At 47.5% G+C, this 15428-nt stretch carries 15 protein-coding genes; 10 read left to right on the forward strand and 5 right to left on the reverse strand.

The annotated features are described in order from the left end of the window. Positions 1-102: 102 nt before the first annotated feature. From mnmA to HR45_RS04125, 4 genes are all read left to right on the forward strand, one after another. The gene (mnmA, locus tag HR45_RS04110) at positions 103-1218 is read left to right on the forward strand and encodes a tRNA 2-thiouridine(34) synthase MnmA (protein WP_037439972.1); all 1116 of its coding nucleotides are present in this window, start codon (positions 103-105) and stop codon (positions 1216-1218) included. Positions 1219-1226: 8 nt separating this feature from the next. After that, positions 1227-1844 (forward strand): high frequency lysogenization protein HflD, encoded by a 618-nt coding sequence (hflD, locus tag HR45_RS04115; RefSeq protein ID WP_037439974.1) that lies wholly within the window; start codon positions 1227-1229, stop codon positions 1842-1844. A 25-nt stretch (positions 1845-1869) separates the two neighbouring features. Continuing rightward, positions 1870-3240, forward strand: a complete 1371-nt coding sequence (gene purB / locus HR45_RS04120) for an adenylosuccinate lyase (RefSeq protein ID WP_037439976.1) — start codon at positions 1870-1872, stop codon at positions 3238-3240. Between the two features lie 63 nt (positions 3241-3303). After that, on the forward strand, positions 3304-4440 hold the full coding sequence (locus HR45_RS04125; RefSeq protein ID WP_037439978.1) for a ribosomal protein uL16 3-hydroxylase: 1137 nt from the start codon (positions 3304-3306) through the stop codon (positions 4438-4440). A gap of 69 nt (positions 4441-4509) precedes the next feature. Here HR45_RS04125 and HR45_RS04130 read toward each other — a convergent pair whose 3' ends face one another. Further along, positions 4510-5115, reverse strand: coding sequence for a peroxiredoxin (locus tag HR45_RS04130; RefSeq protein WP_037439980.1), 606 nt, complete (start codon positions 5113-5115; stop codon positions 4510-4512). 281 nt (positions 5116-5396) lie between these two features. On the opposite strand from HR45_RS04130, the gene HR45_RS04135 reads away from it, so the two are divergent. Then, positions 5397-6716, forward strand: a complete 1320-nt coding sequence (locus HR45_RS04135; protein ID WP_037439981.1) for a Na+/H+ antiporter family protein — start codon at positions 5397-5399, stop codon at positions 6714-6716. Positions 6717-6785: 69 nt separating this feature from the next. On the opposite strand, the gene upp is transcribed toward HR45_RS04135, so the two are convergent. Then, positions 6786-7412, reverse strand: a complete 627-nt coding sequence (upp, locus tag HR45_RS04140) for a uracil phosphoribosyltransferase (protein WP_037439983.1) — start codon at positions 7410-7412, stop codon at positions 6786-6788. A gap of 241 nt (positions 7413-7653) precedes the next feature. Here upp and purM point away from each other — a divergent pair, with 241 nt between their 5' ends. The 5 genes from purM to asnB all read left to right on the forward strand — a co-directional run bounded on the left by purM (position 7654) and on the right by asnB (position 14049). After that, positions 7654-8691 (forward strand): phosphoribosylformylglycinamidine cyclo-ligase, encoded by a 1038-nt coding sequence (purM, locus tag HR45_RS04145; protein ID WP_037439985.1) that lies wholly within the window; start codon positions 7654-7656, stop codon positions 8689-8691. Then, positions 8691-9335: a phosphoribosylglycinamide formyltransferase gene (gene purN / locus HR45_RS04150; protein ID WP_037439987.1), complete on the forward strand. Its 645-nt coding sequence runs from the start codon at positions 8691-8693 to the stop codon at positions 9333-9335. The genes purM and purN overlap by 1 nt, the downstream gene beginning before the upstream one ends. A 150-nt stretch (positions 9336-9485) precedes the next feature. After that, the gene (locus HR45_RS04155; RefSeq protein ID WP_037440362.1) at positions 9486-10244 is read left to right on the forward strand and encodes an HAD-IIA family hydrolase; all 759 of its coding nucleotides are present in this window, start codon (positions 9486-9488) and stop codon (positions 10242-10244) included. A gap of 149 nt (positions 10245-10393) precedes the next feature. Further along, a complete protein-coding gene (locus HR45_RS04160) occupies positions 10394-12031 on the forward strand; it encodes a M28 family metallopeptidase (RefSeq protein ID WP_037439989.1) in 1638 nt (545 codons plus the stop codon). 344 nt (positions 12032-12375) lie between these two features. Further along, on the forward strand, positions 12376-14049 hold the full coding sequence (gene asnB, locus HR45_RS04165; RefSeq protein ID WP_037439991.1) for an asparagine synthase B: 1674 nt from the start codon (positions 12376-12378) through the stop codon (positions 14047-14049). A 43-nt stretch (positions 14050-14092) separates the two neighbouring features. Here the strand turns inward: asnB and HR45_RS04170 are convergent, their stop codons facing one another. From HR45_RS04170 to HR45_RS04180, 3 genes are read right to left on the reverse strand one after another with little or no spacing between them, the layout of a single operon-like run. After that, on the reverse strand, positions 14093-14308 hold the full coding sequence (locus tag HR45_RS04170; RefSeq protein ID WP_052074481.1) for a DUF1289 domain-containing protein: 216 nt from the start codon (positions 14306-14308) through the stop codon (positions 14093-14095). A gap of 6 nt (positions 14309-14314) precedes the next feature. After that, entirely contained in the window at positions 14315-14653 is a 339-nt protein-coding gene (locus HR45_RS04175; protein WP_037439993.1) for a 5-carboxymethyl-2-hydroxymuconate Delta-isomerase, read from the reverse strand. Positions 14654-14662: 9 nt separating this feature from the next. Beyond that, entirely contained in the window at positions 14663-15364 is a 702-nt protein-coding gene (locus tag HR45_RS04180; protein ID WP_037440366.1) for a DUF445 domain-containing protein, read from the reverse strand. Positions 15365-15428: the final 64 nt, after the last annotated feature.

Consider the following 15428-nt stretch of genomic DNA (forward strand, 5'->3'; position numbering starts at 1 on the left):
GAATACGCGCCCTAATTAGTATGGGATTTGGTCGCTATTGCGAACAAACGCACGCATCGACCGCCCCACCTGTATTTTGCTGTTCAATGGTTGTTAGCATCTATGAATTTTACTGATCCCAATCCTTCTTCTAAAAAAGTCATCGTCGGTATGTCCGGTGGTGTTGATTCCTCTGTTTCAGCTTACTTACTGAAGCAGCAGGGATATCAGGTGGAAGGCCTGTTTATGAAGAACTGGGAAGAAGATGACGACACTGAGTATTGTTCAGCCGCCGAAGATTTAAAAGACGCGCAAGCCGTATGTGACCGCTTAGGCATTAAGCTGCACACGGTGAACTTTGCTGCCGAATACTGGGATAACGTGTTTGAGTACTTTCTCGCCGAATATAAGGCTGGCCGGACTCCGAACCCAGACATCATGTGCAACAAAGAGATCAAATTTAAAGCGTTTCTTGATTTTGCTGACGATATTCTCGATGCCGATTACATCGCCATGGGTCACTATGTGCGCCGTGGTGAACATAATGGTAAGCCTGCCTTGCTTCGTGGCGTTGATGGCAATAAAGATCAAAGCTACTTTCTCTACACGCTGAGCCATGAACAGATTGGCCGTAGTTTGTTTCCGGTCGGCGATTTAGAAAAGCCACGTGTACGCGAAATTGCGCTGGAGCAAGGCTTAGTGACAGCGGCCAAAAAAGACAGCACAGGTATCTGCTTTATCGGCGAACGTAAATTTACTGAATTCTTAAGCCGCTACCTGCCTGCTCAGCCAGGTAACATTGAAACCGTTGATGGCGAAATCATTGGTAAACACCAAGGTTTGATGTATCACACGCTTGGTCAGCGTAAAGGTCTTGGTATTGGCGGCATGAAAGACAGCAATGACGATCCTTGGTACGTGGTAGATAAAGACCTTAAACGTAATGTACTGATTGTGGCGCAAGGTGGCCGTCATCCGCGTCTGATGTCCAATGGTCTTATTGCCAATCAGCTTGATTGGGTAGATCGTCAAGGGCCAGCCGACGGCAGCCGCATTACGCTGAAAACCCGTTACCGCCAAACCGATGTGAGCTGCCAAGTTCACTATAATGCAGATAATGAGCTGCAAGTGACGTTTGATGAGCCTGTTGCGGCAGTCACCCCCGGACAATCAGCGGTATTTTATGACGGCGAAATCTGTCTCGGTGGCGGCATTATCGATCGTCTTATACAAGAGTAAATTCGCGGATGGATACACTAGAAAACAGAACCATGGCCTTGGCAGCTACACTGCAAGCCATTGCTCAGGTTCAGTATATTGCGCGGCACGGCGAAACGGATGAACAACAATTGGCCGCGGCATTAAATTCGGTGTTGGTGACCAACCCTGAAAGCATTGACGACATATATCCTAATAAACAAGTGCTCGCCAATGGCTTTCGCTGGGTGATCAATCAGCTTGGTGATAATCACCAGAAAGATGTTGAGATAACCCGTTATCTAGTAGGACTACTTTCGTTAGAACGAAAGCTAAGTCGTAACAACGGTGCGCTAAATGTATTGTCGGGGCGTATCAACCAGTTACAGCGTCAGCTACAGCATTTTAAGATTATTGACGACCAGATGATCAGTAACTTTGCCAGCATCTATAGCGATGTTATCAGTAATCTCGGCCCCAAAATCCAGATTTCGGGTAATCCGCATGTGCTGAAACAACCCTTAGTACAACATAAAATTCGCGCATTACTGTTAGCAGCAATGCGTAGTGCCGTATTATGGCGCCAGTTAGGCGGTAAACGTCGCCAACTGGTATTTTCGCGCAAAGCGATCGTCGATACGGCCAACCAATTTCTTACCCTACACTAAAAACGAGTTCATCAAGGAGCTTACAATGGAACTTTCCGCACTGACTGCTATCTCCCCGGTTGACGGGCGCTATGGTAGTAAAACCACCGAACTTCGGGGGATATTCAGCGAGTACGGTCTAACCAAGTATCGCGTACAAGTCGAAATTAACTGGTTGAAGCTGCTGTCAAGCTGCCCAGAAATCGAAGAAGTACCACCGTTTAGCGAAGACGCGTTGGCACTGCTTGATAGCATTCGCGACAACTTCAGCGTAGAAGACGCGCAGCGCGTAAAGAACATTGAAGCCACCACTAATCACGACGTGAAAGCGGTAGAGTACTTCATTAAAGAAAAAATCGCGGACAATGCTGAGCTGAGCGCGGTAGGCGAATTTGTTCACTTTGCTTGTACCTCAGAAGACATCAACAACCTGTCTCACGGTTTGATGCTGACTGAAGCGCGCGATCAGGTATTGCTGCCGTACTTAACCAAAATCCTTGATAGCGTTAAAGGTCTAGCACACAGCTACAAAACTGTGCCATTGATGTCACGCACGCACGGCCAACCCGCCTCGCCTTCTACGCTGGGTAAAGAGATGGCCAACGTTGCCGTCCGCCTTGAGCGCCAACTGAAGCAGATCGCAGCCGTAGAAATCATGGGTAAAATCAACGGCGCCGTAGGTAACTACAACGCGCACCTGTCAGCCTACCCGGAAGTTGATTGGCACGCGCTGTCACAACGCTTTGTGACTAGCCTTGGTTTGAACTGGAACCCATACACCACCCAAATCGAGCCACACGATTACATCGCTGAGCTATTTGACGCGGTTGCCCGTTTCAACACCATTTTGATCGACTTCGACCGTGACATCTGGGGCTACATCGCGCTGGGTCACTTCAAGCAAAAAACCATTGCGGGCGAAATCGGCTCATCTACCATGCCGCACAAAGTTAACCCAATCGACTTCGAAAACTCAGAAGGTAACTTGGGTATTGCGAACGCACTGATGCAACACTTGGCCAGCAAACTGCCGGTATCACGTTGGCAGCGTGACCTGACCGACTCAACCGTACTGCGTAACTTGGGCGTCGGTTTTGCCCATTCACTGATTGCTTATCAAGCGACCTTGAAAGGCATCAGCAAGCTGGAAGTGAATGAACAACACCTGCGTGATGAGCTGGACCACAACTGGGAAGTATTGGCTGAGCCAGTACAAACTGTGATGCGTCGTTATGGCATCGAAAAGCCATACGAAAAGCTGAAAGAGCTGACGCGTGGTAAACGCATTGATGGTGCGCAGCTGGCAGCATTTATCGACAATCTGGAACTGCCAGATGCGGTAAAAGCCGAGCTGAAACAGCTGACACCAGCAACCTACATTGGCCGCGCCGAAGCCTTTGTTGACGATTTGAAATAAGCGTCAACGCTAAGTTTATGGGCGGTCACTACTGTGACCGCCTTTTTCATTGCAGGAAACCATATGTACCAACTAAATCTGGATATACAGGATTTTCTTACCAACGTTTGGCAGAAAAAGCCGATGGTTTATCGTCAAGCGTTTAAAAATTTTGCCGATCCTATCGCTGCTGATGAACTGGCGGGCCTCGCCTGTGAAGAGGAAGTGTCTTCTCGTATCGTCGTTACACAAAACAAAGGCAAAGACTGGCAAGTCGTCAACGGCCCGTTTGAAGATTATGACCAATACGGCGAAGAAAACTGGCAACTGCTGGTGCAAGCGGTCAATCACTGGTATCCAGACAGCCAACCGTTAGTTGAAGCATTTAGATTCCTGCCGGACTGGCGCTTTGATGATCTGATGGTGTCGTTTGCCACCCCAGGCGGTGGCGTTGGTCCGCATATCGATCAATACGATGTGTTCATTATTCAAGGCGAAGGCCGTCGTCGCTGGACAGTTGGCGATATTGGTAGCCATCAACAACGTGGTGGCAACCTCACCTCGCCGTTGATTGACAACTTCACGCCTATCATTGATGACATTTTGGAGCCGGGCGACATGTTGTACATTCCGCCGGGATTCCCGCATCAGGGCTTTACTCTGACCTTAGCACTGTCATATTCCATCGGTTTCCGTGCGCCAAGTCAGCAGGAGCTGATGAGTCAACTGGCCGATTACCTAATTGATGAAAACGTTGGTCATCGCCGTTTCACCTCTACCACAGATGCCGCTGGCAAAGGTGTGGTGGCGCAAGAGCAGCAACTCGGCATGATGGCGCTGATTAAACAACTGGCGGAAGATCCACAATATTATCAAACCATGCTGGGTAAGTTGCTTAGCCAAAACCGCTTTGAGCTCGACATCTGTGAAAGCGAACCGGTGAACGCAGAGGCCTTGGCAGACGCTATTGAAGATGGTGCGATACTGCGTCGCATTGGTGGCTTAAAGGTCCTGAGTTTAGAAAATGACAGTCAAAGTCGGCTGTTTATCAACGGTGAAAGCTATTCATTCGATGCGGCCGATACCGCATTGGCACACCAATTAAGCGATGACACAGAATTGAGCGGCGACGCGTTACAGGTACTTGCTGACTCTAGCCTACAACCAGTGTTATTAAAGTTATTGCAACAGGGCCTGTTCTATTTAGCGGAAGCAGAGTAATTTTTTGCTGAACAACAGGCACAAAAAAACCGCTCATTCGAGCGGTTTTTTATTTAACCCACAACCAAATTACAGGTCGTCAGCATTTTCAGCCAGGTAAGAAGCTACGCCGTCAGGGCTACCTTCCATACCTTTATCACCTTTCTTCCAGCCAGCTGGGCAAACTTCACCGTGCTCTTCGTGGAATTGCAGTGCGTCGATCATACGCAGCATTTCGTCGATGTTACGACCCAGTGGCAAATCGTTCACTACTTGGTGACGCACAACGCCTTCTTTGTCGATCAGGAATGAACCGCGGAACGCAACGCCAGCTTCTGGATGTTCAACATCGTAAGCTTTGCAGATGTCGTGACGAGTATCAGCAACCAAAGTGTATTTCACTTCACCGATACCGCCTTTATCGACTGGGGTGTTACGCCATGCGTTGTGGGTAAACTGAGAGTCGATAGAAACACCGATAACTTCAACACCGCGCTTTGTGAATTCTTCCAAACGGTGATCGAATGCGATCAGCTCAGAAGGACATACAAAGGTGAAGTCGAGTGGGTAGAAAAATACAACCGCTGGTTTGCCTTTGATAGCTGCAGTCAGGTTGAAGCTATCAACAATTTCACCTGAACCCAGCACAGCTGCCGCAGTAAAGTCGGGAGCCGGACGGCCTACTAATACGCCCATTTTCTTTCCTCCATCTATGGATTGAGCAGTGATAAAAAGATTCCGTTTTAACTACTCAAGCATTATAGGCTGTGCCTGCTTGGTGACAACCTATTTATGATCTATATCACCTTTTTTAGCTGAATATTCAAACGATTGATTAGTTCTGTCCAGCGTAACAGTCAAGTTCGAATCAGCACTGCTGTTTTGCCCAATCGCTACAAATTATTAACTTGGCGCTGGACAGCACCCGCTGGCTTGCAGACAATGTCTGCTTCTAAAAATAACGATAAAACTCCAATATGAACGCTGTTGTAATTGCGGTATGCCTGATGTTAGCACTGAGTATCGCGCGGATTAACGTAGTAATTGCCCTGACGATAAGTGCCGTAGTCGCTGGACTCGTCGGCGGTTTGGATATTGATCAAACTGTCGCAGCCTTTAATGATGGCTTAGGTGGTGGCGCGCAAATTGCTCTCAGCTACGCTTTGTTGGGTGCGTTTGCAGTCGCGCTATCGCATTCAGGGCTGACCAATGCCATCTCATCGTCTGTGTTGACATTACTCGGTAAAGAACAGCAACAGAGCAACATGAAATTAGTGCGTATTACGCTTATTGTTGCGCTCGTTGCCATGTCCATCAGTTCGCAAAATATTTTGCCAATCCATATTGCCTTTATTCCCATTTTAATTCCGCCATTGCTGCAGTTGATGACGCGTTTAAAAATGGATCGCCGTTTAGTTGCTTGCGCCCTCACCTTCGGACTTGTCACCACCTATATGGTGTTGCCTGTGGGATTTGGTGGCATCTTTCTAAACGATATTCTGCTCACCAATCTGAATAAAAATGGCTTATCAATTACGTCTGCAGATGTGCCGGGCGCGATGTTAATTCCGGCAGTGGGAATGGTGCTTGGCCTGCTGATTGCCGTATTTATCTCTTATCGCAAGCCACGTGAATATCAAGAACACACGGATTTTTCTCCCACTGAGACAACCAAAGTAGGTAAGAAAGATATGGCGATTGCCATCTTGGCAATTGTCGCCACTCTGGCCGTACAACTGCGCACTGACTCCATGATTTTTGGTGCGTTAGTCGGCTTTATCATCTTCAGTTTTTCCGGCGCCTTAAAACAGGTCGATAAAGATGATGTATTCACTCGTGGCACCAAGATGATGGCCAGCATCGGCTTTATCATGATTGCCGCCAGCGGCTTCGCAGCTGTGGTTAATGCGACAGGAGAAGTGGCAACCTTAGTGAATACCCTTGGCGACATTATTGGCAACAATAAGGGGTTAGCCGCATTTTTGATGTTGTTGGTCGGGCTGTTAATTACTATGGGCATTGGTTCGTCATTTTCGACCATCCCCATCATTGCCACAATCTATGTACCTCTGGCACTACATTTTGGCTTTTCACCGACTGCAGTGGTGGCACTGGTGGGTACGGCAGCCGCTTTAGGAGATGCAGGTTCGCCTGCGTCAGACTCTACATTAGGACCTACCGCCGGGTTAAATGCCGATGGTCAGCATGATCATATTCGCGACAGTGTCATCCCGACATTTATTCACTACAACTTGCCGCTATTGGCCTTTGGCTGGATTGCCGCCATGGTGTTGTAAAGGCAAACGAGAATAGTGTATGCAATAAAAAAGCCCGCTCACTGCGGGCTTTTTTATGTTATCAACGCCTTACTTGGTGCCGAATATCTTGTCACCTGCATCGCCAAGGCCTGGCAGAATGTAGCCCTGCTCATTCAGACAACGGTCAACTGAAGCACAATACAACTCAACATCTGGGTGCGCCGCTTCTAATGCCTTAATGCCTTCTGGTGCTGCCACCAACACTAAGGCTTTAATATTGCTACAACCACGTTGTTTCAACAGGTCGATAGTCGCAATCATTGAACCACCAGTCGCCAGCATAGGGTCAACCACCAGCGCCAAACGCTCTTCGAGTTCGCTGGCAAACTTCTCAAAATATGGCACAGGTTCAAGAGTTTCTTCATCACGATACATGCCAACAACAGAGATGCGAGCACTTGGAATATTTTCTAACACACCATCCATCATGCCTAAGCCGGCACGTAGGATAGGAACGACGGTGACCTTCTTCCCTTTGATCTGTTCAACTTCCACTGGACCATTCCAACCTTCGATGGTCACTTTTTCTGTCATTAAATCCGCTGTTGCTTCGTAGGTTAAAAGACTACCCACCTCAGAAGCCAGTTCACGAAAACGTTTGGTGCTGATATCGCCTTCGCGCATCAAACCGATTTTGTGACGGACTAACGGGTGTTTAACCTCAACAACTTTCATGGTAACTCTCCTGAACTATCTCGCGGGGTTGGCGCAAACGAACAGCAGAGTTCGCCTGCGACAGGCAAATTTGTGAAAGTTTAGTAGATTTGCCTGACCTGGAAAACATAAAGTTTTGTTTATCAGCCAATTCGTGAGCCCTATCCGGTTAGCTAAGCGGCACGTTTCGCTTTCGACCCCTACGGCAAACTGATAGAATACGCCCGCATAATATTCATAACCCTGTACCCGAGAGGATCAAGTGAGTACTCCTACCCCACTGAGCTACAAAGATGCTGGTGTCGATATCGATGCGGGCAACGCCTTGGTTGATAACATTAAATCTGTTGTCAAACGCACCCACCGTCCTGAAGTGATGGGCAATCTGGGTGGCTTCGGAGCCCTGTGTGAACTGCCAACTAAATATAAGCAACCAGTGTTAGTGTCTGGTACTGATGGTGTTGGTACCAAACTGCGCTTAGCAATCGATTTTAAAAAGCACGACAGCGTTGGTGTTGACTTAGTTGCTATGTGTGTCAATGACTTGATTGTTCAAGGTGCAGAGCCATTATTTTTCCTCGACTACTACGCCACTGGTAAGCTGGACGTTGAAGCCGCTACCGCGGTTGTCACGGGCATCGGCGAAGGATGTCATCAGTCAGGTTGTGCCCTGATTGGTGGTGAAACTGCTGAAATGCCTGGCATGTACGAAGGTGCTGACTACGATTTAGCGGGTTTCTGTGTTGGCGTCGTTGAGAAAGCGGACATCATCGACGGTTCTAAAGTTGCCGCTGGCGATGCTCTGATTGCGCTGGGTTCATCTGGCCCACATTCAAATGGCTACTCACTTATTCGTAAAGTATTGGAAGTCAGCCAAGCAGACCCACAACAAGATTTGGCAGGCAAGCCTCTCATTGAACACCTGCTTGAACCAACCAAAATTTACGTAAAATCTGTACTGGATTTGATTGCCAAACAAGAAGTACACGCGCTAGCGCACATCACTGGCGGTGGCTTCTGGGAAAATATTCCACGTGTACTGCCTGATAATGCTAAAGCTGTTATTAAGGGTGACTCTTGGCAATGGCCAGTGGTATTTGACTGGTTGATGTCTGCAGGCAATATCGAGAAATATGAAATGTACCGCACCTTCAACTGTGGTGTTGGTATGGTCATCGCCCTGCCAGCTGATCAAGTTGAAGCCGCGCTTGCTTTGCTTAACAGCCATGGTGAGAAAGCATGGCACATCGGTGAAATTGCCGCTCGTGCAGATGGTGATAAAGCGGTGGAGATTGTTTAATGCCGCATTTGTGTCGTGTATTGGTGCTGATTTCGGGCAACGGCAGTAATCTGCAGGCCATTATCGACCACAGCCATCCAAAAGCGAATTATCAGGTAGTAGGCGTTATCTCTAACAAAGCTGACGCCTATGGCTTAAGCCGCGCTGCGGATGCTGCAATCGAGACGAGCTGCATTAGCAGTGTTAGTGGCGAAAGCAGAGAGGCTTATGATGAACGTTTAATGGCGGCTATCGACAACTATCAGCCTGATCTCATCGTACTCGCTGGCTTTATGCGCATTTTAAGCAACGCCTTAGTTGAAAAATATGAAGGCAAAATGCTGAATGTCCACCCGTCACTGTTGCCACGTCATACTGGTTTACACACGCATCAGAAAGCGATTGATGCCGGTGACGACGAACACGGCGCCAGTGTCCACTTCGTGATCCCCAAGTTAGATGCAGGCCCTGTGGTACTACAAGCAAAAGTGCCGGTATTTGAAGATGATTCAGCCGAGTTGCTGGCAGCACGAGTACATGAACAGGAACACGCGATTTATCCGTTGGTGGTTAAGTGGTTCGCTCAGGGAAGATTAAGCATGCAAAAAGGTCAAGCCCTGCTTGATGGTGAAATATTGCCAGAATCAGGTTACGCGGCTGATTGATTTCATGTGAAATTTTGATGAAAAGGAGTCTACGGATTCCTTTTTTTATGCGTGCTTTCATAGTTTAATAAAATAGTCGCTTTCACCATTGATATTGTATGATAATTGTCTTTGAATAATGGCAGTTTATTTAAAAACGATGAGATGGGCATGAAAAATATTATCTGTGATATTGATGGCGTGCTGATGCACGACAACAAGCTGATACCCGGCAGTGAAAAATTTATTGCACGGGTGCTGGAACAAGGCAACCCACTAGTAGTGTTGACCAACAACCCAGCACAAACGGGTAAAGACCTACAAAACCGTCTGGCATCTGCAGGCTATCCAATGATCCCTGAAGAGTGCTTTTACAGCTCAGCGATGGCCACAGCGTCATTTCTTCGCCAACAAGCCGGCACTAATGGCGCCAAAGCTTATGTGATTGGTGAAGGTGCCCTTACCCATGAGCTTTATAATGCCGGCTTTACTATCACCGACATCAATCCAGATTTCGTGATTGTAGGTGAAACTAAAACCTTTAACTGGGACATGATCCATAAGGCCGCGCGCTTTGTGGCGAATGGTGCTCGCTTCATTGGTACTAACCCAGACACTCATGGTCCTAACTACTCGCCAGGCTGTGGTGCATTGTGTGCTCCTATCGAAGTCATTTCTGGTCGCAAGCCTTTCTATGTTGGTAAGCCAAGCTCACTGATTATTCGCTCAGCCCTAAATCATATGGGCGCGCATTCAGAAGATACGGTGATTATCGGTGACAACATGCGTACCGACATTTTGGCCGGTTTCCAATCAGGTCTTGAAACCATTCTGGTATTGAGTGGCGTTACTAAACCTGAAGATATTGAGCGTGAACCGTTCCGTCCGAACCATGTATTCCGCTGTGCTGGCGAAATCGACATCGTATAACGCTCCCTCAGATTTTAATGGTGCCCACGCATTGTCGTGGGCGCTCTATTTTTGTGCGAACAGACATAAAAAGTAACATTCCAGTTACATCTGCTCTCTTTTTTGCTGCTAACATGCGTCGCTAGAAAAATGAGAAAGCAGGACATTTTATGCGCATAATCGTGCCACTCTGCGCTGCAGCACTGTTACTTGGCTGCAACGAGCATAGCGAATCAACCCCATTTCAGGCGAAATTTGACGAACAACTGTTTCGTCAAGACCTCAAAACTTTGTCATCTGATGCGTTCGAAGGACGAGCTCCGACAACCCACGGAGAACAGATGACACTGGATTACCTCAGTGCGGCCTTTAAGCGCATAGGTTTTGCCCCTGCCGCAAATGGCAGCTATCTGCAAAAAGTGCCAATGGTAAGTTATACCGCCAGCGATGATGAACAGGTCACATTGGCGGATCTGCCATTAAAATATCGCGACGATATAGTCCTTAACAGCCGACACGACGTTAGCGAAGTCGCGATTGATAACGCACCTCTAGTGTTTGTTGGCTACGGCATTAACGCACCTGAGTATGACTGGAACGACTATCAGGGATTGGATATGCGGGGCAAAATTGCGGTCATTCTCGTCAATGATCCGGGCTTTGCAGCACCCGATTCTGGTAAATTTGCGGGAAAAGCAATGACCTATTATGGTCGCTGGACTTACAAATATGAGGAAGCTAGCCGTCAAGGTGCCTTAGGGGCGATCATTATCCATGATACAGCACCAGCCTCCTATCCTTGGTCGGTCGTGGAACATAGCTGGACCGGACCACAGCAAGATTTAGCTGGCGATAAAAAAGATTACCGCGTCGCGGTTGAAGGCTGGATGACCAAAGATGCAGCTACGCAAGTCTTCAAAAAATCGGGCTTAGATTTACATTCCGCGAGTGAGCGCGCAGCTCATGGGCCAATTCAGTTACCTCTCGAACAAACAGCATCAATCCATTTTAACAACAGTGCGGTTTATGCCGACAGCTATAACGTTGTGGCCACACTCAAAGGCACCGCGGCAGCGGAAGAACATATTTTAGTCACGGGTCACTGGGATCATCTTGGTAAAGATGACACACTTGAAGGCGACCAGATTTTCAATGGTGCAATGGATAACGCCTCCGGCGTATCAGGTATGCTGGCGCTGGCACGTCAGTTTGTCGCTGCCGCCAATGCTGGCCAGCCACTGCAACGTTCAGTCACGTTTGTGGTTACCACTGGCGAAGAACAAGGACTACTTGGCTCGCGCTACTATGCCGAACATCCGCTCTACCCATTAGCCAATACCATCGGCGTATTTAATTTAGACAGCACCAATATTTTTGGGCGTACCAAAGATTACACTATCGTCGGTAAAGGTAAGTCGGAATTAGAACTCTATCTGCAAAAGGCGACCAGCGACATGCAACGTATCGCGAAAGCAGAATCACATCCAGAGTCCGGTGGTTATTTCCGCTCAGATCACTTCAGCTTTGCAAAATTTGGCGTTCCAGCGGTTTTTGCCGGTGGCGGCAGCGAGCCGGTTGATAAGACAACAGCTGACTACAAGCAACAGATACTGCGACTCGAAAAAGGTTGCTATCACAATACCTGTGACGAATACCACGAAGAATGGGATTTATCTGGCACTTTTGAAGATCTGCAGGTCTACTTTAACGCCATTAGCTTACTGGGGAACAGTCAGGCTCGTCCTGGTTACTATCAGGGGACAGAGTTTTACCAACTCCGCCCAGAATCAGGGATTAGCCTTAAGTAAAATACGCGCTAAAGGGGCTAAATGCCCCTTTTTATTTGACCTTAGTCTAGCTTTTTGCTCAAATTATACCCATTAAAAATCAGATAGTTATTCTACATTGCAACTGGTCATTCTTTCGGCATTATCGTTTTATTAATCAAAACCCAATTTTTATAGGAAAACGATAGACACCAGCTCACTTTTGCCACCTCATTTGATAGATCATCATAAAAAAACACTAATCTTTGAATTTGATCCACATAAATCAAAAAATTAATAAATTATTCATCGTTATTTTGCTTGATTTCTACATAATTAATGGCAAAGTATCTCTAAATAGTTTTTTGTGAAAGCCCGGAGTTTTTATGTGTTCGATTTTTGCCATTCTTGATATTCAGTCTGATGCGGCTTCACTACGACAAGTAGCTTTAGAAATGTCCAAGTTAATGCGCCATCGCGGCCCAGATTGGTCAGGTATCTATGCATCCGACAAAGTGGTAATGGCCCACGAGAGATTAGCGATTGTTGATATTGAACACGGTGCACAGCCGTTGTACAGCGAAGACGGCAGCATTGTCTTAGCCGCTAACGGTGAAATCTATAACCACAAAGAATTGAAAGCTAAACTTGGTGATAAATATACTTATCAAACCAATTCAGACTGCGAAGTGATTCTCGCCCTGTATCAAGAATACGGCACTGATTTCCTCGACATGCTGAACGGTATCTTTGCGTTTGTGCTGTACGATCAGAACAAAGACAGCTTCCTTGTTGCCCGCGATCATATCGGTATCGTGCCCTTGTACACTGGTCGCGACGCTGCAGGTAACTTCTACGTTTCCTCAGAGATGAAATCTCTGGTACCTGTCTGCAAAACAGTGGACGTGTTCCAACCGGGTCACTACATGGTAAGCGGCACTGAAGAGCCAGTGAAATACTATCAACGTGACTGGCGTGACTATGATGCCGTCAAAGACAACCCTGCCAGCAAAGAAGAGCTGCGCACGGCATTGGAAGCTGCGGTAAAACGCCAGTTGATGTCAGACGTACCTTACGGCGTGCTGCTGTCTGGTGGTCTTGATTCTTCCGTAATTTCAGCCATTACCCAAACCTATGCCAAACGCCGGATTGAAGACAACGATGAATCTGATGCTTGGTGGCCACAACTGCACTCATTTGCAGTAGGGTTAAAAGGTGCGCCCGATTTAATCGCAGCCAAAAAAGTTGCTGACGCCATCGGTACCATCCACCATGAAATCAACTTTACCTTCCAAGAAGGCTTAGATGCGATTAAGGATGTTATCTACCATCTGGAAACCTATGACGTCACCACTATTCGTGCCGCAACGCCTATGTACTTGATGGCGCGTAAGATCAAAGCAATGGGCATCAAAATGGTGTTGTCGGGTGAAGGTTCTGATGAGCTGTTTGGTGGTTACCTGTATTTCCATAAGGCACCGAATGCGCAAGCTTTTCATGAGGAGCTGATCCGTAAGCTGGATAAACTACATCTGTACGATTGCCTACGCGCCAACAAAGCGATGGCGTCTTGGGGATTGGAAGCACGTGTGCCCTTCCTTGATAAAGAATTTATGGATGTGGCAATGCGCCTCAACCCAGAAGCCAAAATGTCAACCAACGGCCGCATCGAAAAGCATATTCTGCGCGAAGCGTTCGAACATATGCTGCCAGCAGAAGTGGCATGGCGCCAAAAAGAACAGTTTAGTGATGGTGTGGGCTACTCATGGATTGACGGTCTCAAAGAGCATGCAGCCGCCGTGGTAGATGACAAGGAACTGGCAAACGCTCATTTCCGCTTCCCATACAACACGCCGGATACTAAAGAAGCCTATTTCTACCGTACCTTCTTCGAAGAACTGTTCCCGTTGGAATCTGCCGCGCGAACTGTACCAGGTGGTAAATCGGTTGCCTGTTCAACGCCTGAAGCTCTGGCCTGGGATGCTAGTTTCCAAACGATGGCAGATCCGTCAGGTCGTGCCGTACGTTCGGTACATACCGACGCATACAAAGATGCATAATCTCGTATGAACATAAAAAAGGGCGCTTAAAGCGCCTTTTTTATTAGTTGTTACGATTAAATGGAAATTGACGCCGCGCCAATCGTTGTCGGCTGCGTTCAAGGATGGCCAATCGCTGTGGTTGCTTAGCATCATGCCAGGCTTTGATCTCGTGTAAGGTTCGTCCACAGCCAAGACAAACATCATGCTCATCTAAACAACAGTTGCGCACACAGGGAGAACGACATTCATCAATAGGGACCTGATTTGATAACGCCATTATTGCCTACTTTTTACGATAGCTTTCTTTATGGAGATCGCAGGTTTCCACCGATAAGCCACCGACTTGCGGTGCTAATGCGTTAACGGCTTCAAATACAGTATTGGTCAACAGTTGCTTTTGCGCTTCAGTCCGGCCCGGCATTATCCGTACACAGATATGAATAAAGCTGTTAATTTTCCCAGTACCCAACACATAATCAGCACAAGAATAGGCGCGCGACTTCACCGCATCAGGATTAAACAAATCAGTGGCGATAGCCGCCTCATGTGCTGTTTCGACGAGTTGACTAATATCAATCTCAGCAGCGACATTGGTGGAATACTCGATAATCACATGAGGCATAAGGACTCCTTAAAGTTGTTGAATAATGCCGCTAACCAAACCAATTAAACCACCAAAAACGCCGCCCCACACCACCAGCCAACCAAGATGTTCACGGATCATACGTTGTACTATCTCTTTCACTAGCTTTGGCGTTAATTCAGCCAAGCGCTGATCGACAATTAATTGGATCTGTTCGCGCATATTGGCCATCACATTAGGTTGCTCGAGTTGCTGCCGCAATAGTTCAGCAAATTCTTCTCCGTCTGCAATCTCACTTAACGACGCCTGCATCTTTTCGATAAAAGGTTGTTTCAGAGGGGTTAACGCTTCTGTGCCACCAAACATAGCCAACATGTTGCCCAGCGATGACTGAGCAACGGTAGCCACTAATGCATCAAATGCTGGTGCCAAATCTATCTTGCTGAGTAACGCCGCCACATCAAGTTTGGGCGCAGCGCTTTTGTTGCGAATAAATTTATCAATGTTATCAGCAGAGAAAAACTGCTCCATCATCATGGTGCTGATCGCCTGTTTGAACGCTTCAAATCTGGCGGGAATGACGCCTGAGCCATACAGCCCCGGCACTCGCTCAAACAGCATGTAGACAGCTAACCAGTTGGTGATGGCGCCTGACAGCGCAAATAAGCCAATACTTAGGCAGATATTATTATCGATAGCAATACCGACCACTAATACCAATGCCGCTAACAGGTTGGTAAGTAAACTCATATCAAAACGGCTGGAAGCTGGTTTGGACTGGGACAACGTTGATACTCCTCCAATAAACAAGCAC

The organism is Shewanella mangrovi (assembly GCF_000753795.1).
Lineage (GTDB): Bacteria > Pseudomonadota > Gammaproteobacteria > Enterobacterales > Shewanellaceae > Shewanella > Shewanella mangrovi.